Consider the following 24,400-nt stretch of genomic DNA (forward strand, 5'->3'; position numbering starts at 1 on the left):
TGTAACATCTGGCCGTCCGGTGCGGACGGGGGGCAGGCCTTTGCGGCACTGCCTGCTATCGGTCGCCGGTGGGCTTTATTCCGCGCTGGCGGCAGTGGCGCCGCAGGCGAGAATCACCAGTGCTATCCCGAGCCACTGCAAGCCGGACAGGCGCTCGCCCAGCACCATGAAGCCGGCCAGCGCCGCCACCGCCGGCGACGAGCTGACCAGGATGCCGAACACCCGCCGCGGCAGCTTGCGCAGGGCGATCATCTCCAGCGTGTAGGGCGCGGCCGAGGACAACACTGCAACCGCAAGGCCCGCTGCGAGCACGAAGGGCGAGAGCAGGGCGCTGCCCGCGTAGCTCACCCCGATCGGCACGATGAAGACGCTGGCCGCCAGCATGCCCCAGGCAACCGTGCCGGCTCCCTGGGCTTGCGAGGCGCGCTTGCCGAACACGATGTATAGCGCCCAGCACAGGGCGGCGCCGGCGGCACAGGCGACACCCAGCGGGTCGAGCCCCCCGGCGCCGTTCTTCAGCGGCAGCAGCAGCCACAGGCCGATGCCGGCGCAGGCCACCCACAGGAAGTCGCGCGCGCGGCGCGACGAGAGCAGCACCACGGCCAGCGGCCCCATGACCTCGATCGACACCGCGATGCCGATCGGGATGCGCGCGAAGGCGCGGTAGATCAGCAGATTCATGCAGCCCAGCGCCAGGCCGTAGAGCAGCAGAGCGGGGAGTTCGGCACGCGAGGGGAGGGCGCGCCAGGGCCGCGTGAAGCCCGCCAGCAGCAGGGCCGACAAACCGACGCGCAGCGCCACCACGCCTTCGGCCCCGACCAGCGGGAACAGATGCTTGGCGAAGGCCGCGCCGGCGTAGGTCGACACCATGGCGGCGGCGATCGCCAGCGCAGGCAGGGCGGCGCCGTGCCGGACCTGGACCTGGGCTTCGGCCTGGGTCGTCACGCCTTAGCCGACCATGGACAGCGCGACCGCTTCCGCCACGCGGATGCCGTCGATCGCGGCCGACATGATGCCGCCCGCGTAGCCGGCGCCTTCGCCGGCCGGATACAGGCCGCGGGTGTTCAGGCTTTGCAGGTTGTCGTCGTGGCGCTTGATGCGGATCGGCGAGGAGGTGCGGGTCTCGACCCCGGTCAGCACGGCGTCCTCTTTATAGTAGCCCTTGATCTGCTTGTCGAAGGCCACGAAAGCCTCGCGTAGCGCGATGGTGGCGTAGTCGGGCAGGGCAGTGGCCAGGTCGGTCAGGTGCACGGCCGGCTTGAAGGACGGGACCACGGAGCCGAATTCGGTCGAGGCCACGCCGCGCACGAAGTCGCCCATCAGCTGGCCCGGGGCGTCGTAGTTGCTGCCGCCGAGGACGAAGGCGCGCGACTCCAGCTCGCGCTGGAAGGCGATGCCGGCCAGCGGGTGGCCCGGGTAGTCGCTGGGCGTGATGCCGACCACGATCGCGCTGTTGGCGTTGCGCTCGGCGCGCGAGTACTGGCTCATGCCGTTGGTGACCACGCGGCCTTCTTCGGAGGACGCCGCCACCACCGTGCCGCCCGGGCACATGCAGAAGCTGTAGACGCTGCGGCCGTTCGAGGCGTGGTGCACGATCTTGTAGTCGGCCGCACCGAGGATCTTGTTGCCGGCGTTCGGGCCGAAGCGGCAGACGTCGATCAGCGACTGCGGGTGCTCGACGCGGAAGCCGATCGAGAACGGCTTCGCTTCTATATAGACGCCGCGGTCGTAGAGCATCTCGAAGGTGTCGCGCGCGCTGTGGCCGATCGCCATCACCAGATGATTGGTCGGGATTTCCTCGCCAGAGGCCAGGCGCACGCCGACCACCTGGCGGCTGTTGCCCTCACCCTCGACCAGCACGTCTTCCAGGCGCGTTTCGAAACGGATCTCGCCGCCCAGGGACAGGATCTCGGCGCGCATCTGCTCGACCATCTTGACCAGGCGGAAGGTGCCGATGTGCGGCTTGCTGACGTACAGGATTTCTTCCGGCGCGCCCGATTTCACGAACTCGGACAGCACCTTGCGGCCGTAGTGCTTCGGGTCCTTGACCTGGCTGTACAGCTTGCCGTCCGAGAAGGTGCCGGCGCCGCCTTCGCCGAACTGCACGTTCGACTCGGTGTTCAGCTTGCGCTTGCGCCAGAAGCCGAAGGTATCGACGGTGCGCTCGCGCACGATCTTGCCGCGCTCCAGCACGATGGGATTGAAGCCCATCTGGGCCAGGATCAGGGCGACGAACAGGCCGCACGGCCCCATGCCGACCACCACCGGGCGCGGGACGCCGGGCGCCGGCTTGGTGCTGGTCACGAACTTGTAGCCGGTATCGGGGGCGGGACCGACCTGGCGGTCGTGCTGCAGCCGCTTCAAGACCTGCGCCTCGTTCTTCACCTGCACGTCCAGTGCATAGATCAGCACGATGGCACTCCGCTTGCGGGCGTCGTAGCTGCGCTTGAACACGGTGAAGTCGATCAGTTCGTCTTCAGCGATGCCGAGACGGCTCAGCACCGCCTGGCGCAATGCGGGTTCGGGATGGTCGAGGGGAAGTTTTAATTCGGCAATTCTCAGCATGGTAAAGGGCGTGGCTCGCAACGCTTGGTCGGTTCAACCTTATATTGTAACCCGGTGTACCGTAGGCCGGCTCGGAGTCAGGCATGGCCGTTCGAAGACGATTGTCCGCGGACGTTTGCATTGTCCACGCTAGCCGTCGGCATAGTGGAAGCCGATGTCCACATCGTGTCCGATACGTTGTACCAACCCAACGCTTGACGCTCTCTTACCAGAAAAACCAAGTGCACCATTCCAGTGCATTATTTCTGGAGATAAATCAGATGTGTAGTCAAATGATGTAATGCAGCATAGGCAGTAAGCATGATTTACTCATGCAACATATACCTATTTACTTGATTTCATTGAGATTTATAAAAATTCTATGTTCAGCAATTTATTGGCAACCTATGTCTTGCTGCGCAACACCATTGTGCGCTTCCGTCCGCATTGTTTTGGCACATGAATATTTATGCTTCCTGCATTGTTTTGCCATGCCGGACAGCAATTGACACTTGCTCAATCGTTATGTTTCTATGTACAGATATCCTTACAGTTGTAGGGATAGAACTTTGCGTTTAGTAGGACTTTAGCGAAAAAGTTAGGGTGATTTGGCAGCATTTTAGTAATTCAGCAGTAGTTATCGGGCCGTTCGAGAGAACGGCTGAATACCAAAAATAGGAAATCACATGTTCAAGAAAACCGTTTTAGTACGTGCTCTGTCGCTCGCTTTCAGCGGTGCTGCACTGACCGCCGGGGTGATGGATGGCGCACAGGCGCAGACTACCGACAATCCGGGGGCAAGCGGCGCAACGCCTCAACGCGTGGTAGTGACCGGCTCGCTGATCAGCCGCACCGACACTGAAACCCCGACCCCAGTGCAGGTGCTGACTGCTCAGGATATCCAGCGCAGCGGCAAGACCTCGGTCGCCGAACTGCTGCAGGACCTGGCTGCCAACGGCGCCGGCACCCTGGGTACCGGCTTCTCCGGCGCGTTCGCGAACGGCGCTTCCGGCGTGTCGCTGCGTGGCCTGACCGTGGGTTCGACCCTGGTCCTGATTGACGGCCACCGCATGTCGCCCTATGCCATCGGCGACGACTCGCAGCGTTCCTTCGTCGACGTCTCGAGCATCCCGTTCGACGCCATCGATTCCATCGAAGTATTGAAGAGCGGCGCCTCGTCGCTGTACGGTTCGGACGCTGTGGCTGGTGTGATCAACATCAAGCTGCGCAAGAATTTCCAAGGCACCCGCCTTGCGGCTGAGTCGGGTAACACCCAGCATGGTGGCGGCAAGACCAACCGCGCATCCTTCAGCACCGGTTTTGGCGACCTTGACAGCGACGGATATAACGTCTTTGCTACCGCCGAATGGCGCCGTCAGGGCGCGATCAAGGTTGCCGACCGCGACCAGTATCAGTGGGCCAACCGCGATTTCCGTTCGGTGGGCGGCAACAACCTCAGCCTGGGCGCACCTGTCGCACGCCTGGACCCAGTGACTGGCGCACCGATCTCGCTGAACGGTTTCCTGACCGCAGCAAACTCGCCTTTCCTGTACAACCCGTCGGGTACTGGCGGCGTCAACAATGCAGCCAACTTCGTGTTCCTGGATCCGAAGTGTAACTACACCCTGTATCGCGCGAACGGCTGCACGGTGCGCGACACCACCGGCTTCATCCAGCCGGCAACCGAAAACATCAACGTGGTCCTCGGCGCAACCAAGAAGCTGTCCCAGGATTGGGAGCTGGCCTTCAAGGCGTCGATGTTCAACCGCGTCAATACCAACAACCGCGGCGTACCGCTGACCTATTCGCCGACCACCTTCGCCGGCAGCACCTCGCTCAACAACGGCGTGCTGACCAGCGGCGTCGGCCGCGTGGCAAGCACGCTGTTCGCACCAGGCGCACCGGTCGGCGCAGGTCTGACCAACCCGTTCCCGAACAATGCCCGCCTGTACGGCTATGTGCCGGGCATCGACGGCCAGGCCCAGCAGCACAACACTTCGAGCACCACCCGCTTCGCACTCGACCTGCACGGCAGCGCCTGGGGTTGGGACACCAACATTGCCGGCGGCATTACCCAAGCCAAGGTCGACATCGACTACAGCGGCTACCTCGACCGTGCCCGCTTGTACAGCCTCATCAATGCCGGCCAGTTCAATGTCCTGGGCGGCAACTCGCAAGCGATCATGGACCAGGTGTCGCCGCGCTTCTCGAACACCCTGACCTCGAAGCTGAACTACTTCGACGCCGTCGGTTCGCGCGAACTGATGCAACTGGGCGCCGGCCCGCTGGCGCTTGCTGCCGGCGTGCACTGGCACAAGCGCACCTGGGACGCGCCGGCCGCGTCGCTGACCGCCAACGGCCAGGTCGCCAACACGTCGGCCTTCGTGATCGGTTCGGAAACCAACACCGCCGCTTTCGCCGAGCTGCAAGCAACCCCGATCAAGAACGTCGAACTGCACGTTTCGAGCCGTTACGACCACTTCGACACCTTCGGCAATTCGTTTACGCCGGCGGCCAGCTTCAAGTGGACCCCGGTCCAGCAGTTCGCCCTGCGCGGCACCTTCGCACGCGGTTTCCGCGCGCCGAACCCGGCCGAAACCGGCAATGCAGGTTCGTTCTTCGGCTTCAACGGCATCGCCGACCCGATCCTGTGCCCGGGTGGTGCGAACAACCCGAACCAGGCCGGCACCGTGATCGGCAGCTGCACGCTGCAGCCGACCTACGTGCAGACCACCAGCAAGAATCTGTCGCCGGAAAAATCGAAGTCCTACACACTGGGCATCGTAGTTGAGCCGGTCAAGGGTCTGAACGCGACCGTCGACTACTACAACATCAAGGTCAACAACCAGATCGTGTCGGCAGCCGGTAACGACCCGAACTACTTCCCGACCTTCGTCCGCGGTCCGATCACGCCGGTCGACATTGCCACCGGCGTTGGCACCAACACCGTGGTTGGCCTGCCATCTGCCGGTCCAATCCTGTACGCGCAGTCGCCGTACATCAACGCCGGTTCCACCAAGACCAGCGGCGTGGAGGCGGACATCGGCTACCGCTGGCGCCTGCCGAGCGACCTGGGCACCCTGCGCGCGAACCTGAGCGCCGCCCATACCATCGCTTACCAGCAGACCGTCGCCGGCGTGACCTACTCGCTGGCCGGCACCCAAGGCCCGTCGGTGGTCTCTGGTGCAACCGGCTCGCCGAAGGACCGCGCCCAGTTCAGCATCGGCTATGCACGCGGACCGCTGGACGTGACCACGACCTTGAACTACACCAGCTCGTTCTCGGCACTGGACCCGTCGGTCGGCGGCGAGGACTGCGCCACCGGCTCGGCCACGATCACCGGCCGTGCCTACTTCTCGGGTCTGACGCAGCCGGCATACTACTGCCACGTGCCATCGTTCACTGCAGTGAACCTGAACGTGCAGTACAAGCTGAGCTCGCAGCTGAGCCTGCGCGCCGCGATCCTCAACATGTTCGACCGTCAGCCGCCGCTGGACTTCAATACCTACGGCAACTCCTCGGTGCAGACCGCCTACAACGCGTCGCTGCATCAGGCTGGCGCAGTCGGCCGTTTCTTCAGCCTGGGCCTGAACTACACCTTCTAATCAGTTTTTCCTGAAGGTCGACGCCCCGGGGCGGACTTGGTCCGCGCCGGGGCGTTTTACGTTCGAACTGGGAATACATACCGAAGAACGCAAACAAACAAGGTGAGGATCCACACGCACATTTAATACTAAATAGTCAATCTGTTGTGCTATACCAACATCATTTTCCCTCATCTTATCTAGACAGATCGAGGCTTATTTGCACGTTTTTCAGGCTGAAATAAGGAAGGTAGCACTTTAAGTGCACCGAATTGTTGCATTGCAATGAAGTCAAGACTGGCATGTTTTCTGTAAAAGCTTGTGCCAGCTCAACTGATCGCGATGAAATATGCCAAAAAAACAAAAAATCTTGGCATGAAGAGCAATTCTTGTGTTGCAGCACAGCATGCGCTGCAGAGAGGGTGTGCACTACAACGGTGCAAAAGCTGTGATGCTAGGAAGTGCAATTTGATACATGAGCAAAATTGACACGTAAAGAATGCATATGTTTTTATTGCAAAACATTAACTTTGCTAAGCAGAGTGATGCTCAACTTAAAGTATGCAGTTCGTAAATACGGCTGTCAATACTGTCGAGAGTGGAGAAGTGGTCAAACACATCAGCCGTAAAAACGGCTGGCATCGAAAATAAGGGAATTACATGTTGAAGAAATCCGTTTTAGTTCACGCGCTTGCGCTGGCATTCGGCGGCATCGCACTGACTGTTGGCGTGGTCGAGCCGGCGATGGCGCAGTCGAACGCCACTGGTACCGTCACAGGACGCGTGGAAGGCACCCCTGGTGCCAGCATCGCTCTGACCAACACCGAGACTGGCCTGCGCCGTACCGGTACAGTCGATGCGAGCGGCCGTTTCCAGGTTACTTCGCTGCCGCCCGGTCACTACAAGGTTGACCTGGTTCAGAACGGCAACGTCTTGCGTTCGAACGAAGTGGATGTTCTGCTGGGTCAGGGTGTCGACGCTTCGTTCTCCAACGTCCAGTCGGTGATGGTGACCGGCCGCCGTACCCGCATCGACCTCACCACCGCCGCAAACGGCACCACCTTCACTGCGAAGGAACTTTCGAAGCTGCCCGTTCAGCCGAACCTGACCTCGATCGTTCTGCTGGCTCCGAACACGACCAAGGGCGATGCGGCGTTCGGTAACACCGCCTCCTTCGGCGGCGCCGGCGTATCCGAGAATTCCTTCTACTTGAACGGCTTCCCGATCACCAACCCCTTGACCCAGCTTGGCTCAATGGAACTGCCGTTTGGCGCGATCCAGCAAGCCAACGTGCTCACCGGCGGCTTTGGCGCGGAATTCGGCCGTTCGATCGGCGGCGTACTGGCCGTAACCTCGAAGAGCGGCACCAACACCTGGGAAGCTGGCGCAATGTACGCGATCGAGCCGCAGGCCTGGCGTGCAACCCGTCGCAACCTCACGTACGGCGATACCGGTGACACCAGCGCGGCAAGCCGCGACAACGCATTGGATACCCGTCGCGACAACCGCTCGCTGACCACCCACCAGTACGGTGGTTTCGTCGGCGGTCCGATCATCAAGGACAAGCTGTTCATGTTTGTGTCTGCGGACCAGACCCTGACGAGCGATAGCTACCTGTCTTCGACCAGCTCGGCGGCGCCGGCGACGATCGCCGAAAGCGGCTGGGCAGCCAATCGCTCGTGGGAAAACCGCTGGCTCGGCAAGGTGGACTGGAACATCAACGACGATCACCGCCTTGAATTTACCACGGTCGGCGACGACGTCCGCGGGCGCTACAAGCGTTACGGCTATGTGCTGGACAACCCGGCGGTCGGAGCCAATGGCCTCGTCAACCTGAACGGCCATCCGAACGACACCTTGTACTCGTCCGCCGTGGCGCGCAATGTGGGCCCGACCGATGCGTACTACCCGCAAACGCCAGGCGCCAAGCTGAACATGGCACGCTACAACGGCCAGATCAACGATGACCTGACCATCACTGCCCTGTATGGTGTGCTGAAGAGCGAGCGTGGCACCACCTACGAGGCCGCCGGCCAGAACACCGGCAGCACCGTGCCGCCGACTGTCACCGTGACCGGTGCAGGCCGCTGGCCGACGCTCGACCCGAACTTGTTCCGTACTCATAACATTTTCCCTGGTAACCGCGCAAATCCGGGTGAGGACCAGACCAAGGCAGCCCGTTTCGACGTCGAGTACAAGCTGGGCGACCATACCCTGCGCGCAGGCGTGGATTCGGTGAAAATCGAAGTCTCCGGCGCCGGCGTGGCCACTAGCGGCGGCATTACCTGGAACTACCGTACCGTCGGTACCGCCAATGCATTCAAGCCGGTGCCGCTGTCGTTCAGCCGTCCTGGCATTGTCGGCAACTTCGGTGGTTCGGGCACCACCGGCTACTACGTGCGTTCCACTATCTTTAGTTCGATCACTGACGCAAAGGCAAGCCAGAACGCTCAGTATCTGGAAGACCGCTGGCAGGTCACCAAGAACCTGCAGCTGAACCTCGGTATCCGTAACGATTCCTACACCAACTCGACCGGCGACGGCGACAAGTTCGTCGACATGAAGAATCAGGTCGCGCCGCGTCTGTCGGCAATCTGGGACGCGAATGGCGACAAGTCGCTGAAGGTCTACGGTAGCCTCGGCCGCTACTACCTGCAGCTGCCGACCTCGGTGGCGGCACGTGCTGCTTCCCGTTCAACTTACCTGCAGCAGGACTTCACCTACACCGGTGTCGATGCGGCTACTGGTGCTCCAACCGGTCTGACGGCAATCAACGTGCCAGGCTCCCCGGACGGCGAATTCAACCAGCGCAAGGATCCGCGTGCGGTGGTGGCCAAGGACCTGAAGCCGAACTACCAGGACGAACTGACCCTCGGCTTCGACAAAGCCTTTAGCGCAGACCTGAACTTTGGCGGCAAGGTGACTTACCGCAGGCTGGGCGCCGGTATCGACGATAGCTGCGATACACGTCCTATCCTCGACTACGCCGCCAAAAACGGTATCTCCATCCAGAACCCGGGCGCCGTCAACTGCTTCATCTATAACCCGGGTGAGGATGTTACCCTGTGGGTCGACGGCAACGACGCCGCCGGCAATCCTGTCGTTACCGGCAAAGGCCAGTACGTCCATTTCACCGCAGCCCAGATCGCCGAGCCCAAGGCCAAGCGTAACTACGCCGCCATGGACGTCTACTTTGAACACCCGATGCGCAACGGCTGGTTTGGCCGTATCAACTACACGCTGTCGCGTCTGAGCGGCAACATGGAAGGTCAAACCCGTTCCGACACCGGTCAGACCGACGTGGGCACCTCGGCGGCCTGGGACTTCCCGGAATTCGCACCAGGTAGCGACGGCCTGCTGCCGAACGATCGTAAGCATCAGCTGAAGGCGATCGGCGTGTACCAATTGACGCCGGAGTTCACGGTGGGTGCGTTCGCGACGATCCAGTCGGGCCGTCCGCGTCTGTGCCTGGGTACGAACGATGCGTCGGAAGCCGGCAGCGCGGACTTCCCGTACGGTGTCGAGTACGGTGGCCCTGGCTACGGCGCCGAGTATTACTTCTGCAACGGCAAGCCGACGCCGCGTGGTTCGCAGGGTCGTCTGCCTTGGGAGAAACGCCTGGACCTGAACTTCACCTATGCCCCGAACTTCCTGCCGGGCCTGGCGGCGAAGGTCGACGTGTTCAACGCGTTCAACTCGCAACGTCCGATTACCCAGAACCCGACGTTCGACGAAGGTGCTCAGGAAACTCTGAATCCTTACTACAACCAGTACACGGGTTACCAGACTCCGCGTTCGATCAAACTGACGGTCGAATACAACAAGCGTTTCTAAGTCCGTCGAATGTGCCGCCGCAAAAGCGGCACATGCAAAACCGCAGCTTCGGCTGCGGTTTTTTTCGTTCATCACCAGCCTAGATGTCGCCCCAGTGCGCGTTCAGCGCCGCCAGCGCCGCCAGCCCGGCAGTCTCGGTACGCAACACCCGCGGCCCCATGGACAGCGCCAGCGCGCCCGCAGCGATGGCAGCATCCTCTTCCTGCGCGCTGAACCCGCCCTCCGGTCCGATCAGCAGGGTCACGGCCTGCGGGGGGGTGGCACGCGCCCAGCCGGCCAGCGACTGCGTGGCGCGCGGCGACAGCAGAATCCGCGGCCCGTCCGCCGGCTGCGCGATATAGCGCCCGAACTCCTGCAGCGGCGCGAGGCGAGCCAGCCGATTGCGCCCGCTCTGCTCGGACGCCGCCACGATCACGCCTTCCCAGTGCGCCTGGCGCTTTTCCGCGCGCTCGCCCGACAGCTTGACCACCGAGCGCGCCGCCGCCAGCGGTTGCACCGCCGCCACGCCCAGTTCCACCGCCTTCTCGACGATCCAGTCCATTTTGCTGCTCCCTTCGGGCAGACCCTGGGCCAGGGTAACGGAGTAGGGCAGTTCGACGTCGACGTCCTCGAAGGCGACGACATCGGCGCTGGCGCGGCGCTTGCCGATCTCGCGCAGGCACGCGCGCACCTGGCCCCCTTCGCCGTTGAACAGCACTACCTCATCACCCGGCTGCTGGCGCACGACGTGCAGGTGATGGGCAACGGTTTCCGGCAGGTCGACGATGGCGCCGGGGATCAGGGGCTGGGGGCAGTAAAAGCGTGGCATGGATGGCAATGTGTATAGATGACAGACCGGCATTTTAAAGCGCCGGCGCAACGGTCTGGTAAAATACCCGGTTAAGGCAAGTCTCACCGCCACCGCTTTCCTATCCTCTGACTTACCACATCCAGATGAAATCTCTGCAAACCACCACCCTGATGGCCAACGCGATCCGCGCGCTGGCGATGGACGCCGTCCAGAAAGCAAATTCCGGCCACCCGGGCATGCCGATGGGCATGGCCGAGATTGCCGTTGCACTGTGGGACGGCCACTATCGCCACAACCCGGCCAATCCGGGCTGGATGAACCGCGACCGCTTCCTGCTCTCGAACGGCCACGGCTCGATGCTGCATTACTCGCTGCTGCACCTGTCGGGCTACGACCTGTCGATGGATGACCTGCGCAGCTTCCGCCAGCTGCACTCGAAGACCCCGGGCCACCCGGAAGTGCACATCACCCCGGGCGTGGAAACCACCACCGGTCCGCTGGGCCAGGGCATCGCCAACTCGGTCGGCATGGCGCTGGCGGAGTGGCTGCTGGCGAAGGAATTCAACCGTCCGGGCTTCGACATCGTCGACCACCACACCTACGCCTTCCTGGGCGACGGCTGCCTGATGGAAGGCATCTCGCACGAAGTGGCCTCGCTGGCCGGCACCCTGCGCCTGAACAAGCTGGTCTGGCTGTACGACGACAACGGCATCTCGATCGACGGTAAGGTCGAAGGCTGGTTCACCGACGATACCCCGAAGCGCTTCGCCGCCTACGGCTGGAACGTGATCCCGGACGTGGACGGCCACAGCGTCGAAGCCGTCGATGCCGCCATCGCCAAGGCGAAAGCCTCGGACCGCCCGACCCTGATCTGCTGCAAGACCATCATCGGCAAGGGTTCGCCGAACCTGCAGGGCGGCGACAAGGTGCACGGCGCCGCGCTGGGCGAGAAGGAAGTCGCGGCGGTGCGCGAACACCTGATCTGGGATTCGATCCCGTTCGACATCCCGGCCCCGATCTACGAAGCCTGGGACCACAAGCAGAAGGGCGCCGCAGACGAAGCCGAATGGAACAAGCTGTTCGACGGCTACCGCGCGCAATTCCCGGAACTGGCCGCCGAATTCGAGCGCCGCATGAAGGGCGAGCTGCCGGGCAAGTTCGAAGAAGTCCTGGCCGCCGCCGTCGCATCGACCGTGGAAAAGAAAGAAACCATCGCCACCCGCAAGGCCAGCCAGAACGCCATCCAGGCGCTGGCATCCAGCCTGCCGGAATTCCTGGGCGGCTCGGCCGACCTGACCGGCTCGAACCTGACCAACTGGAAGGAATCGATCCCGGTCCGTTCGGGCACCCCGGGTAACCACATCAACTACGGCGTGCGCGAGTTCGGCATGGCCGCCATGATGAACGGTATCGCCCTGCACGGCGGCTACATCCCGTTCGGCGCGACCTTCCTGACCTTCTCGGACTACAGCCGCAACGCGCTGCGCATGGCCGCGCTGATGAAGATCCGTTCGCTGTTCGTGTTCACCCACGATTCGATCGGCCTGGGCGAAGACGGCCCGACCCACCAGTCGGTCGAGCACGTGTCCTCGCTGCGCCTGATCCCGAACCTGGACAACTGGCGTCCGTGCGACACCACCGAATCGATGGTGGCATGGGGCGAAGCCCTGAAGCGCAAGGACGGCCCGGCGACCCTGATCTTCTCGCGCCAGAACCTGCCGTACATGGAGCGCGACGCCGCCACCGTCGCCGCCATCGCCAAGGGCGGCTACATCCTGCGCGACGCCGACAATCCGCGCGCCGTGCTGATCGCCACCGGTTCGGAAGTCGAGCTGGCCGTGAACGCCGCCGCCACCCTGGCAGGCCAGGGCATCGCCGTGCGCGTGGTGTCGATGCCGTCGACCGACGTGTTCGAGCGCCAGGAGGCGAGCTATAAAGCGTCGGTGCTGGGCAAGGGCATTCCTCGTGTGGCCATCGAAGCCGGCGTGACCGACTTCTGGTACAAGTACGTGGGCCTGGAAGGCGCCGTGGTCGGCATCGACACCTTCGGCGAATCGGCCCCGGCCCCGGTGCTGTTCAAGCACTTCGGCTTCACGGTCGAGAACGTTGTAAGCAAAGTGAAATCCGTGCTGGTCTGACGATTTGAATTAAAAGAATTTTTTTCAATCAGGAGTAGACAATGACGATCAAAGTAGCAATCAATGGCTATGGCCGCATCGGCCGCAACGTGCTGCGCGCTTTCTATGAAGGCGGCAAGAAGCAGGACATCCAGATCGTGGCGATCAACGATCTCGGCAACGCCGAGCACAACGCCCACCTGACCCGCTACGACACCACCCATGGCAAGTTCCCGGGCACCGTCGTGGTCGAGGGCGACACCATGATCGTCAACGGCGACAGCATCCGCGTGTTCGCGCAGCGCAACCCGGCCGAAATCCCGTGGGGCGAGCTGGGCGTGGACGTGGTGCTGGAGTGCACCGGCTTCTTCACCACCAAGGAAAAGGCTTCGGCCCACCTGAAGGGCGGCGCCAAGAAAGTCATCATCTCGGCCCCGGGCGGCAAGGACGTCGACGCCACCATCGTGTTCGGCGTCAACCAGGACGTGCTGAAGTCGACCGACACCGTGATCTCGAACGCTTCGTGCACCACCAACTGCCTGGCTCCGCTGGTCAAGCCGCTGAACGATACCATCGGCCTGGAGAACGGCCTGATGACCACCGTGCACGCCTACACCAACGACCAGGTGCTGACCGACGTGATGCACGAAGACCTGCGCCGCGCCCGTTCGGCCACCCAGTCGATGATCCCGACCAAGACCGGCGCCGCCGCGGCGGTCGGCCTGGTGCTGCCGGAACTGAACGGCAAGCTGGATGGCTACGCGATCCGCGTGCCGACCATCAACGTCTCGATCGTCGACCTGTCCTTCATCGCCAAGCGCGACACGACGGTTGAAGAAATCAACAAGATCATGAAGGACGCCTCGGAAGGCGCGTTGAAGGGCATCCTGACCTACAACACCGAGCCGCTGGTGTCGGTCGACTTCAACCACAACCCGGCATCGTCGAACTTCGACGCCACCCTGACCAAGGTCTCGGGCCGCCTGGTGAAGGTCTCGTCGTGGTACGACAACGAGTGGGGCTTCAGCAACCGCATGCTGGACACCACCGTGGCGCTGATGAACGCGAAGTAATCCGCAGACAGGCTTCGCCAATGAAAAACGCTCCCTCGGGAGCGTTTTTTTATTGCTGCATCAGGTCTGGTTCGTCTTCGGCCAGGGCGTCAGGATCTCGAAGCCGTTGCTGGTCACCGCGATCATGTGCTCCCACTGCGCCGACAGCGATTTGTCGGCCGTGACCACGGTCCAGCCATCGTCGAGCTGCTCGACGTCGGCGTCGCCGGCGTTCAGCATGGGCTCGACGGTGAAGGTCATGCCTTCCTTCAGCAGCAGGCCGGTGTTCGGGCGGCCGTAGTGCAGCACCTGCGGGTCTTCGTGGTAGACGCGGCCGATGCCGTGGCCGCAGTATTCGCGCACCACCGAGTAGCCGTTCTTCTCCGCCAGCACCTGGATCGCGTTGCCGACGTCGCCCAGGCGCGCGCCCGGCTTGACGGTGCGGATGCCGGCCATCATGGCGTCGAAGGTGACCTCGACCAGGCGCTTGGCTTCGGGCGAGGGCGTGCCGGCGAAGTACATGCGGCTGGTGTCGCCGTGCCAGCCGTCCTTGATCACCGTGACGTCGATGTTGATGATGTCGCCGTCCTTCAGCACGTCCTTCTCGCTCGGAATGCCGTGGCAGACCACGCCGTTCACCGAGGTGCACAGGGTTTTGGGGAAGCCGTGGTAGCCGACGTTGGCCGGGGTCGCCTTCTGCACCTTGCGGATGTATTCGTTGCAGCGCCTGTCCAGTTCCTCGGTCGAAACGCCGGGCTTGACGTATTCGGAGATCATCTCCAGCACCTCGGCGGCCAGGCGGCCGGCGACGCGCATCTTGGCGATGTCCTTGTCGTTCTTGAGTTTGATAACCATGTGTATATTAGTGTGGGGGCCGGACCCTGGTGCCGGCATCCCTCTATGATAACCGGTCAGCCGAAGCAGGCGCGCCAGAGGCGCACGACCGTTTCGGCGTGGGACGCCACCAGGGCCGGGTCGACGCGGGCATTGTCCTGGCCCTGCAGGCGTACCTGGTGCTGCAGCTTGCGCATCAGCCGGTAGGCATCGGCTGCGCCCTGGGCCAGCGCCGGGTCGATCAGGCCGAGCTCGCCGAACATGCGCAGCAGGGTGATGTTGCCCTTGTTGGCGGTGAGCTGCGGGTGTTCGAAGGAATGGCGCAGCACCAGGTACTGGACGATGAATTCGATGTCGATCATGCCGCCATCGTCGTGCTTCAGGTCGAAACTGTCATCGCGAGCGGGGTGGGCCTCGTGCATGCGCTTGCGCATTTTGACGACTTCCTCGCGCAGCTCCCCCTCGCGCGTGCTCCTGTCCTGGCGCAGCACTTCCTCACGGATGGCTTCGAAGCGCGCGCCGATCTCGAGATCGCCAGCGCAGAAGCGGGCGCGCGTCAGCGCCTGGTGCTCCCAGATCCAGGCGGAGCTGCGCTGGTAGCGTTCGAAGGCGCCGATCGAGGACACCAGCATGCCGCTGGCGCCGTCCGGGCGCAGGGCGGTGTCGATGTCGAACAGGATGCCGGCCGGCGTGTGCGTGGTCATCCAGGTGATGAAGCGCTGGGCCAGCTTGGCGTAGTTGCCGGGCGCATCCTGGTCCTCGTCGTCGAACAGGAAGATCACGTCGAGGTCGGACACATAGCCCAGCTCCTTGCCGCCCAGCTTGCCGTAGGCGATCACGGCGAAGCGCGGCACCTCGCGGTGGCGCTTGGGGATGGTCAGCCAGGCGCGCTTCACCACTTCGGCCACGATCAGGTCGGCCAGCGCCGACAGGTGGTCGGCCAGGCGCTCGACCGAGAGCTCGCCGGCCAGGTCCAGCGCCAGCAGGCGGAACAGCTGGGCATGGTGGGCTTCGCGCAGGATATCGAGCTGGCGCTCGGTGTCCCCATGCGCCGCGTCCAGCTGGGCTGCGAGGCTGGCGGCCAGCACCGATAAATCGTCGGCGGCATTGCCGCGGCCGCGGTCGTCCAGCAGCTCGTCGAGCAGGATCGGGTGCTGGGTCAGGAAGGTGGCCGCCCAGCCGCTGGCGTTGATCATGCGGATCACCCGTTCCAGCGTGTGCGGGTACTCGGTCAGCAGCGACAGGTAGGCCGAGCGGCGCGCGATGGCCTCGAAGAAGTCGAGCAGGCGCCCGAGGGTGGCGGCATGGCTGCCCACGCCGGATTCGCCGACCACGGCGGCGATCTGCGCCAGCGCCGTGTTGACCAGCGCCGCCAGACGGTTGCGGCTGGCCTCCGGCAGGGTCTGCAGGCGCGGCGCCTGCCAGGTCGCGACCAGGCGAGCGGCCGCTTCCTGCGGTTTGTCGAAGCCGAGCGCGGCCAGCTGCTGGGCGATCGCCTCGCCGTTTTCCGGGTCGCTCATGGCGGCCGCCGGGTCGACGTGTTCGGGACTGTTTTTCTCCGCTTTGTCGGCGAAGATGGCGTCGAACTGGGCGGCCACGAACACGCGCTGCTCGTCCAGGCGCGCCAGGAGTGTTGCCTCGTCCGGCAGGCCCATCATCTGCGCCACCGTCTGCCGGTCTTCGCTTGATGCGGGCAGGGTGTGGGTCTGGGCGTCTTCCAGGTATTGCAGGCGGTGTTCCAGGTTGCGCAGGAAGGTATAGGCCTGCAGCAGGCGCTCGACCGTGTCCGCGGTCAGCAGCTCGCGCTCGGCCAGCAGGCGCAGGGTCTTGCGGGTCGAGCGTTCGCGCAGGGCCGGGTCGCGCCCGCCGCGGATCAGCTGGAACACCTGGGCCAGGAATTCGATCTCGCGGATGCCGCCGCGGCCAAGCTTGACGTTGTGGCTGCGCTCCGGATGCAGGCGTTCCTGGCGGTTGACCTCGGCGCGGATCTGGGCGTGCATGGTGCGGATCGCGTCGATCACGCCGAAGTCCAGGTAGCGCCGGAACACGAAGGGGCGCACGATGGCGTCCAGAGCGGCTATGTCGGCCGGGTCGCCTGTGACTGCCCTGGCCTTGACCCAGGCGTAGCGCTCCCACTCGCGGCCTTGCACGATCAGGTAATCCTCGACCATCGCCAGGCTGGCCGCCAGCGGTCCCGACTTGCCGTTCGGGCGCAGCGCCATGTCGACCCGGAAGGTGAAGCCGTCCTCGGTGATTTCCGAGATCGCGGCGATCAGCTTCTTGCCCAGGCGGATGAAGAATTCGTGGTTGGACAGCCCGCGCTGGCCCGGTCCGGCCTGGGTCTCGCCGTCTTCCGGGTAGACGAAGATCAGGTCGATGTCGGACGACACGTTGAGCTCGCCGCCACCATGCTTGCCCATGGCCAGCACCATCATCTGCTGGGGACGGCCGGTGTCCTGGCCGATGGGGACGCCGTGCGCGGCCGTCATCTCGGCCATCAGTTCGGCCAGGTGGGACTGGACGGCGAAGTCGGCGAAACGGCTCATCGCCGTGACGACCTCATCGAGATCGGCGCGGCCGGCGAGGTCGCGCTCGATAATGGCGCAGATCAAAAGATTGCGTAGTCGGCGCATGCCCCGTCCCAGCGGCAGCCGGCTCCCGCTCTGGGGGGCGATGGACTCAGCCTCCAGTGCTGCGCCGAAATCGAGGGAGGACAGCGATAATTCAGCCAGGGCGGCAAGGCGTCCGGCACGCGCCGGGTCGGCGCCGAGCCAGCGTTGGAGAAAGCGTGACGCGCTTGCGGGGGAGTTCATAGGCGGATCCAGGCGAGTTTGACCATTCCGGAAGGCGTGCTATGGGGTAAAATTGCCCGCCATGCTGCCCTGGGTCAGCGTGATGGTAAGGTAGACGCCGCAATCGTTGCAAGCGCTTCTCTTATTTACAGATTATTTACGGCGACGCCTTTATTTGAGCACCCTGATGCACAACCCGGAACAGCAGGCCGAACGAGGGGAGGAGGACCGGCACGCGGCTGACGCTCGTGTCGCCGATACTCCTGCGCCTGCTTCCGATGCGCAAGGCGGCCACGAGCACCTGCCGCTGGCCGAGCGCTGGCACCGCCTGCAGGCGGCCTACCGCTATGCCAACCTGGCTTCGCATCACGTGCTCGGCTTCATGGTCAAGGCCGTGCTGCTCGTCTATTTCACCTTCATGCTGCTGTTCCTGGCGCTGCGCTGGGCGGTCCTGCCGAACATCGACATGTACAAGCCGGACATCGAACGCGCCGCCAGCCGCGCGCTCGGCAACCAGGTCACGATCGCCCGCGTGTACGCTTCCTGGCGCGGCCTGCACCCGAATCTCTACCTGGGCGATGTGAGCGTGCGCGACCGCCAGGGCCGCCAGCTGCTGCTCCTGCCCTCGGTGTCGGCCACGCTGTCCTGGTGGTCGGTGCTGGCCGCCGAGCCGCGCTTCGACAGCCTGGAAGTCAACCGCCCGGAACTCGACATGCGGCGCACGCCCGACGGCGTGTTCTGGGTGGCCGGGGTGCGCATCGATCCGAACCGCAAGGAGCAGGGCGGCGAAGGCGGCGCCGACTGGCTGCTGCGCCAGCGCGAGATCGTGATCCGCGAAGGCCGCCTGTCCTGGACCGACGAGCTGCGCGCGGCCCCGGCGCTGGCCCTGTCCGACGTCACCATGGTGCTGCAGAGCCGCTGGACCGCGCACCGCTTCGCCCTGCGCGCCACGCCGCCCAGCGGGGTCTCCGATCCGCTCGACGTGCGCGCGCGCTTCAACCACCCGGCCTTCGGCGCCCGCGCTTCCGACCCCAGCCGCTGGAAGGGCGAGCTGTATGCGGACCTGCGCAATACCGACCTGGCCAGCTGGAAGCAGTGGATCGCCTATCCCTTCAAGCTCGAGGCCGGACGCGGCTCGGTGCGCGCCTGGCTGGGCTTCGACCAGGCCCGCCTGGCCAGCTTCACGGCCGACCTCGGCCTGGCCGGCGTCAGCGCGCGCCTGGCGCCGGACGCGCCGCCGCTGCTGCTCACGCGCGTGTCCGGGCGCCTGTCCGCGCGCGAGGAGCTCAAGCCCGGCGTTGATGCCGGCAAGCCGACCTTCGGCGCGCTCGGCCACAGCATCGCCCTGGAGAATTTTTCGGTCGTGACCCGCGACGGCGTGGTGCTGCCGCCCGCTACGCTGAGCGAAACCTGGCGCCCGGCCGCGCGCGGCAAGCCGGAGCGCTTCGAAGTCCATGCCGACAAGCTCGACCTCGGCGCCGTCGCCACCCTGGCGGCCCAGATGCCGCTGGCGCCGCAGCATCGCGAACTGCTGACCGGGCTGGCGCCGCGCGGCCGCCTGGTCGACGCCGACGTCGAATGGGAAGGGCATTTCCCCAAGCTGGCCGCCTGGCGCGTGCGCGGCCAGGTGGACGGCTTCGGCATCGATGCGCTGGCGGCGCGCGCGGCCCAGCCGGCCGAGGGCACTACACCGGCCCAGCCGGCGCGGGCGGCGCTGCCGGGCGTGCGCAACCTCAGCGGCAGCATCGACGCCAGCGACCGCGGCGGCAGCCTGAACATCGCCTCCGAGCACCTGGCGCTGACGCTGCCGGCCTGGTTCGCGGAAGCAGACATTCCCTTCGACCAGCTGGGCCTGCGCGCGCGCTGGTCCTATCCGCAGGACGAGCAGCTGCTGGTCGAGGTCGACGGTTTCGATTTCAGCCAGGGCAGTCTGAAAGGCACGCTGAGCGGCCGCCACGTGCTGCCGCTGGGGCAGGGCAAAGGCCCGGGCAACGCCGACTTTACGGGCACCGTGGACGGCTTCGACATCGCCAGCGTCAAGCGCTGGCTGCCGCTGGCCACCCACGAAGGCCTGCGCGACTGGCTGACCGGCGCCCTGCAGGGCGGCACCCTGCGCGACGCCAGGGTGCGCCTGCGCGGCGAACTCGCCCATTTTCCCTTCCACGGCGATAGCCCGGCGGAGCGCGCACGCGGCGAATTCCGCGTCAGCGGCCGCATCGACAACGGCAAGCTCGAGTACGCGCCGGCACACCGCACGCCCGAGGGCAAATCGCTGTGGCCGCTGCTGGAAAACATCAACGGCAGCATCGTGTTCGACCGCGCGCGTATGGACATCCACGCCGACAGCGCGCGCACCCTGGGCCTGAACCTGAACAACGTGCGCGCCGTGATCCCGGAACTGGGTTCGCACGAATCGATGCTGGACATCGACGGCAGTGCCGCCGGCCAGCTGCAGGACTTCCTGCGCTACGTGGCGGCCAGCCCGGTGCTGGAATGGATCGGCCACTTCACGGAAGACACCAAGGGTACTGGCGCGGCGCGCCTCGGGCTCAAGCTGCACCTGCCGCTGGCCAACCTGCACGAGGCGAAAGTCCAGGGCGCCCTGCAACTGCAGAGCAACGACGTGACCCTGTTCCCGGAACTGCCGCCCATCCAGGCCGCGCTCGGCAAGGTCGAGTTCAGCGAGCACGGCGTGAACCTGAACGGCATCGGCGCCAGCTTCCTGGGCGGGCCGCTGCAGCTGTCGGGCGGCACCCAGCGCGACGGCGCCATCGTGATCCGCATGGCGGGAACGGCCACCGCCGACGGCATGCGCGCCACGAACTCGCTGCCGGCCCTGCAGCGCCTGGCCGGCAAGCTGTCGGGTGGGGCGCGCTTCGGCGGCTCGGTGACGGTGAAGGACCACCAGACCCAGATCGTGCTCGATTCCAACCTGGCCGGCCTCGGCGTCGAGCTGCCGGCCCCGCTCAACAAGCCGGCTGCCGAGCAGTTGCCGCTGCATTTCGTTCTGACCGGCCAGCCGACGGGCGAGAACGGCGTGGCGCACGACGAGATCCGCGTCGGACTCGGCAGCACGATCGCCGCGCGCTACATGCGCGAGCGCCAGCCCCACGGGGCCTGGATCGTCAAGCGCGGCGGCATCGGCGTGAACCTGCCGGCGCCGGAACCGGACGCCGGCATGATGATCAACGTGAACATGAAGTCGGTGAACGTCGATCACTGGCTGGCGGCGGCCTCGGGCATCGCCGGCCCATCCGACAAATCGACGCCGGCCACGGCGGCCGGCGCGGCCGAGGCGGGGCAGGGCGGCGGCATGGCGCAGTACGTGGTGCCGGACCTGATCGGCGCGCGCGCCGGCGAGCTGACCATCGGCGAGCGCACGCTGCACGAGGTGGTGCTGGGCGTGTCGCACCAGCCGGGCGTGTGGCAGGCGAGCGTCGATTCGCGCCAGATCACCGGCTATGTCACCTGGAACGAGGCCTCGAACGGCCAGGGCATGGGCAAGGTCACGGCGCGCCTGGCGTCGCTGGACATCCCGGAATCGTCGGCCAACGAGGTCAAGGACCTGCTGGAAGCCGGCAAGGATCCCGGCGCCGGCATCCCGGGCCTGGACATCGTGGCCGAGCGCTTCGAACTGTTCGACAAGCAGTTCGGGCGCCTGGAACTCATCGCCAGCAATGCCCAGGCCCTGGCCGGGCGCGAATGGCGCATCGACCGCCTCGCCATCACCAATCCGGACGGCCAGCTGAAGGCCAACGGCCGCTGGCTCACGCGCGACGGCAAGAGCAATACCGCGCTGAATTTCAACCTCGACATCAGCGACGCCGGCCGCCTGCTGGACCGCCTCGGCTTCCCGGGCACCCTGCGCCGCGGCAAGGGTTCGCTGTCGGGCGACGTATCCTGGTCCGGCCTGCCGTACTCGCTGGACATCCCGAGCCTGTCCGGCCAGGTGCAGATGAACGTCGAGGACGGCCAGTTCCTCAAGAAGGACCCGGGCGCGGCCAAGCTGCTCGGCGTGCTGAGCCTGCAGATGCTGCCGCGCATGCTCAAGCTCGACTTCCACGACGTGTTCTCGGAAGGCCTGGCCTTCGACGGCATCACCGCCAACGCCATGATCTCGCGCGGGGTGGTGCACACCGATAACCTTAAAATGCATGGGGTGGCGGCCACGGTGCTGATGGACGGCACCGCCGACATCGCCAACGAATCGACCAACCTGCACGTGGTGGTGATCCCGGAATTCAACCTGGGTACCGGCCCGCTGGTGTATGCGCTGGCGGTGAACCCGGTCATCGGCCTGGGCAGCTATCTGGCCCAGCTGTTCCTGCGGGCGCCGGTGATGAAGGCCCTCACTTACCACATGCAGGTAACCGGACCATGGAAGTCGCCGAACGTGATCAAGCTGGACGCGCAGGCGGCGAATGCGGCGGCCACCGCGGCCGCCAACGCAGCGGCTGCCACCCAGGCCGCCAAGAAGAAAGGGCAATGATGAGCAAGACGACAGTTGCAGCAGTGCAGATGGTGTCCTCGCCGAACGTGGACGAAAACCTGGAAACCGCGCGCCGCCTGCTGGCGGAAGCGGCGGACAAGGGCGCGAAGCTGGTCACCCTGCCGGAATACTGGCCGATCATGGGGATGTCGGACACCGACAAGGTCGGCCATGCCGAGCAGCCGGGCCGCGGCCTGATCCAGGAATTCATGGCGGCGCAGGCGAGACAGCACGGCATCTGGCTGATCGGCGGCACCATGCCGATCGCCTCCGGCGACGCCGGCCGCGTGCTGAACACCACCCTGGTCTACGACCCGGAAGGGCAGCCGGTCAGCCGCTACGACAAGATCCACCTGTTCGGCTTCACCAAGGGCGACGAGACATATGACGAAGCGCGCACCATCGTGCCCGGCGCCGCCGTCGGCACCTTCGAGGCGCCCTTCGGCCGCGTCGGCCTGTCGGTCTGCTACGACCTGCGCTTTCCGGAGCTGTACCGGGCGATGGGCGAATGCGCGCTGATCGTGGTGCCGGCCGCCTTCACCCACACCACCGGCATGGCGCACTGGGAAGTGCTGCTGCGCGCCCGCGCGATCGAAAACCAGTGCTACGTGCTGGCCTCGGCCCAGGGCGGCACCCACCGCAACGGCCGCCGCACCTTCGGCCACAGCATGCTGATCGGCCCCTGGGGCGAAGTCCGCGGCCAGCTGCCGGAAGGCGAGGGCGTGGTCGTTGGCGAGATCGATACCGGCTTCCTGGCCGAGGTACGGCAGAGCCTGCCCGCGTTAAAACATCGAAAAATGTAAAAAATCTGGATGTGGCAAAATGCCCTATCCCTATCAGAAAGACCTGAACATGAAGCCATTCGAACCGAATCTTTCTTCCCTCGCAGTCGCGCGCGACGTGCTGTTGACGCCGTTCGGGCTCGACGAAGGCAAGCTCATCACCACGCTCGGAACGATGTTCACGCACAAGGTCGACTATGCCGACCTGTATTTCCAATTCACCAAGAGTGAAGGCTGGAGCCTGGAAGAAGGCATCGTCAAGAGCGGCAGCTTCTCGATCGACCAGGGTGTCGGCGTGCGCGCCGTGTCCGGCGACAAGACCGCCTTCTCCTATTCCGACGAGATCTCGCATGCCGCGCTGCTCGACGCCGCCGCGGCCACCCGCACTATCGCGCGCGCCGGCGCCGGCCGCATCAAGGTCGCCTCCAGCATCCAGCAGAGCGGCGGCCGTTCGCTCTACCTGCCGCACGATCCGCTGAACTCGCTCGACGCCACCGCCAAGGTGAAGCTGCTGGAGCGCGTCGAGAAGATCGCGCGCGCCAAGGACCCGCGCGTGGTCCAGGTGATGGCCGGCCTGGCCGGCGAATACGACGTGGTGCTGGTGGTGCGCAGCGACGGCGTGCTGGCGGCCGACATCCGTCCGCTGGTGCGCGTGTCCGTTACCGTGATCGCCGAGCAGGACGGCCGCCGCGAGATTGGTTCGTCCGGCGGCGGCGGGCGCTACGACTACAGCTATTTCAGCGACGAGCTGCTGGACAAATATGCCGACGAAGCCGTGCAGGCGGCCCTGGTCAACCTGGAAGCGCGTCCGGCCCCGGCCGGTCCGATGACCGTGGTGCTCGGCCCGGGCTGGCCCGGCGTGCTGCTGCACGAGGCGGTCGGCCACGGCCTGGAAGGCGACTTCAACCGCAAGGGTTCTTCTTCGTACTCCGGCATGATCGGCCAGCGCGTCGCCGCCAAGGGCGTGACCGTGGTCGACGACGGCACCCTGCAAGACCGCCGCGGCTCGCTGAACATGGACGACGAGGGCAACCCGACCCAGTGCACCACGCTGATCGAGGACGGCATCCTGAAGGGCTATATCCAGGACACGATGAACGCGCGCCTGATGAAGATGCCGGTGACCGGCAACGCACGCCGCGAATCCTTCGCCCACCTGCCGATGCCGCGCATGACCAACACCTACATGCTGGCCGGCGACAAGGACCCGCAGGAGATCCTGGCCTCGGTCAAGAACGGCATCTACGCGGTCAATTTCGGCGGCGGCCAGGTCGACATCACCAACGGCAAGTTCGTGTTCTCGGCCAGCGAGGCCTACATGATCGAGAACGGCAAGGTGACCTACCCGGTAAAGGGCGCGACCCTGATCGGCAATGGCCCGGACGTGATGAACCGCATTTCCATGATCGGCAACGACATGCGCCTGGATTCGGGCGTGGGCGTGTGCGGCAAGGAAGGCCAGAGCGTGCCGGTGGGCGTCGGCCAGCCGACCCTGCGCATCGACGGGGTGACGGTGGGCGGCACGGCTTAAGCTGGATACAGAGTTACGTCGTCCCCGCGCAGGCGGGGACGACGTTTTTCG

12 protein-coding genes are annotated in these 24,400 nt (G+C 64.9%); 7 read left to right on the plus strand and 5 right to left on the minus strand.

Going from position 1 to position 24,400, the window contains the following annotated elements; genetic code table 11:
* Window positions 1-75: 75 nt before the first annotated feature.
* Together AC07PE_RS14565 and AC07PE_RS14570 are read right to left on the minus strand one after the other, a co-directional pair.
* Window positions 76-945 (minus strand): EamA family transporter, encoded by an 870-nt coding sequence (locus AC07PE_RS14565; protein ID WP_498765578.1) that lies wholly within the window; start codon window positions 943-945, stop codon window positions 76-78.
* Between the two features lie 3 nt (window positions 946-948).
* A complete protein-coding gene (locus tag AC07PE_RS14570) occupies window positions 949-2,565 on the minus strand; it encodes an NAD(P)/FAD-dependent oxidoreductase (protein WP_498765580.1) in 1,617 nt (538 codons plus the stop codon).
* A gap of 665 nt (window positions 2,566-3,230) precedes the next feature.
* On the opposite strand from AC07PE_RS14570, the gene AC07PE_RS14575 reads away from it, so the two are divergent.
* Together AC07PE_RS14575 and AC07PE_RS14580 are read left to right on the plus strand one after the other, a co-directional pair.
* Complete coding sequence (locus AC07PE_RS14575; RefSeq protein WP_498765582.1) at window positions 3,231-6,149, plus strand: TonB-dependent receptor domain-containing protein; 2,919 nt, start codon at window positions 3,231-3,233, stop codon at window positions 6,147-6,149.
* Between the two features lie 639 nt (window positions 6,150-6,788).
* Window positions 6,789-9,962 (plus strand): TonB-dependent receptor, encoded by a 3,174-nt coding sequence (locus tag AC07PE_RS14580; RefSeq protein WP_498765584.1) that lies wholly within the window; start codon window positions 6,789-6,791, stop codon window positions 9,960-9,962.
* A 79-nt stretch (window positions 9,963-10,041) separates the two neighbouring features.
* Here AC07PE_RS14580 and AC07PE_RS14585 read toward each other — a convergent pair whose 3' ends face one another.
* Entirely contained in the window at window positions 10,042-10,770 is a 729-nt protein-coding gene (locus AC07PE_RS14585) for a 16S rRNA (uracil(1498)-N(3))-methyltransferase (protein ID WP_498766067.1), read from the minus strand.
* 125 nt (window positions 10,771-10,895) lie between these two features.
* On the opposite strand from AC07PE_RS14585, the gene tkt reads away from it, so the two are divergent.
* Window positions 10,896-12,890 (plus strand): transketolase, encoded by a 1,995-nt coding sequence (gene tkt, locus AC07PE_RS14590; RefSeq protein ID WP_498765586.1) that lies wholly within the window; start codon window positions 10,896-10,898, stop codon window positions 12,888-12,890.
* 41 nt (window positions 12,891-12,931) lie between these two features.
* A complete protein-coding gene (gene gap, locus AC07PE_RS14595) occupies window positions 12,932-13,942 on the plus strand; it encodes a type I glyceraldehyde-3-phosphate dehydrogenase (RefSeq protein WP_498765588.1) in 1,011 nt (336 codons plus the stop codon).
* Between the two features lie 60 nt (window positions 13,943-14,002).
* Here the strand turns inward: gap and map are convergent, their stop codons facing one another.
* On the minus strand, window positions 14,003-14,776 hold the full coding sequence (map, locus tag AC07PE_RS14600) for a type I methionyl aminopeptidase (protein WP_498765590.1): 774 nt from the start codon (window positions 14,774-14,776) through the stop codon (window positions 14,003-14,005).
* 56 nt (window positions 14,777-14,832) lie between these two features.
* Window positions 14,833-17,568 carry a bifunctional [glutamate--ammonia ligase]-adenylyl-L-tyrosine phosphorylase/[glutamate--ammonia-ligase] adenylyltransferase gene (glnE, locus tag AC07PE_RS14605; RefSeq protein WP_498765592.1) on the minus strand — a complete coding sequence of 912 codons (2,736 nt, stop codon included), beginning with the start codon at window positions 17,566-17,568 and terminating at the stop codon, window positions 14,833-14,835.
* A 166-nt stretch (window positions 17,569-17,734) separates the two neighbouring features.
* Between glnE and AC07PE_RS14610 the strand changes: the two genes are divergently transcribed.
* From AC07PE_RS14610 to tldD, 3 genes are read left to right on the plus strand one after another with little or no spacing between them, the layout of a single operon-like run.
* A complete protein-coding gene (locus AC07PE_RS14610; RefSeq protein WP_498765594.1) occupies window positions 17,735-22,036 on the plus strand; it encodes a YhdP family protein in 4,302 nt (1,433 codons plus the stop codon).
* Complete coding sequence (locus tag AC07PE_RS14615; RefSeq protein WP_498765596.1) at window positions 22,036-22,839, plus strand: carbon-nitrogen hydrolase family protein; 804 nt, start codon at window positions 22,036-22,038, stop codon at window positions 22,837-22,839. The genes AC07PE_RS14610 and AC07PE_RS14615 overlap by 1 nt, the downstream gene beginning before the upstream one ends.
* A 49-nt stretch (window positions 22,840-22,888) precedes the next feature.
* Window positions 22,889-24,349 (plus strand): metalloprotease TldD, encoded by a 1,461-nt coding sequence (gene tldD / locus AC07PE_RS14620; protein WP_498765598.1) that lies wholly within the window; start codon window positions 22,889-22,891, stop codon window positions 24,347-24,349.
* Window positions 24,350-24,400: the final 51 nt, after the last annotated feature.

The sequence above is a fragment of the Telluria sp. GW821-FHT07G12 genome, assembly GCF_059418525.1.

Bases quoted from the DNA above. Each gene is read 5' to 3' on its own strand.
- gap (WP_498765588.1), top strand. From the start codon at position 12,932: ATGACGATCAAAGTAGCAATCAATGGCTATGGCCGCATCGGCCGCAAC.
- AC07PE_RS14610 (WP_498765594.1), top strand. From the start codon at position 17,735: ATGCACAACCCGGAACAGCAGGCCGAACGAGGGGAGGAGGACCGGCAC.
- AC07PE_RS14615 (WP_498765596.1), top strand. From the start codon at position 22,036: ATGAGCAAGACGACAGTTGCAGCAGTGCAGATGGTGTCCTCGCCGAAC.
- tkt (WP_498765586.1), top strand. From the start codon at position 10,896: ATGAAATCTCTGCAAACCACCACCCTGATGGCCAACGCGATCCGCGCG.
- AC07PE_RS14585 (WP_498766067.1), bottom strand. From the start codon at position 10,770: ATGCCACGCTTTTACTGCCCCCAGCCCCTGATCCCCGGCGCCATCGTC.
- AC07PE_RS14575 (WP_498765582.1), top strand. From the start codon at position 3,231: ATGTTCAAGAAAACCGTTTTAGTACGTGCTCTGTCGCTCGCTTTCAGC.
- tldD (WP_498765598.1), top strand. From the start codon at position 22,889: ATGAAGCCATTCGAACCGAATCTTTCTTCCCTCGCAGTCGCGCGCGAC.
- AC07PE_RS14570 (WP_498765580.1), bottom strand. From the start codon at position 2,565: ATGCTGAGAATTGCCGAATTAAAACTTCCCCTCGACCATCCCGAACCC.
- map (WP_498765590.1), bottom strand. From the start codon at position 14,776: ATGGTTATCAAACTCAAGAACGACAAGGACATCGCCAAGATGCGCGTC.
- glnE (WP_498765592.1), bottom strand. From the start codon at position 17,568: ATGAACTCCCCCGCAAGCGCGTCACGCTTTCTCCAACGCTGGCTCGGC.
- AC07PE_RS14580 (WP_498765584.1), top strand. From the start codon at position 6,789: ATGTTGAAGAAATCCGTTTTAGTTCACGCGCTTGCGCTGGCATTCGGC.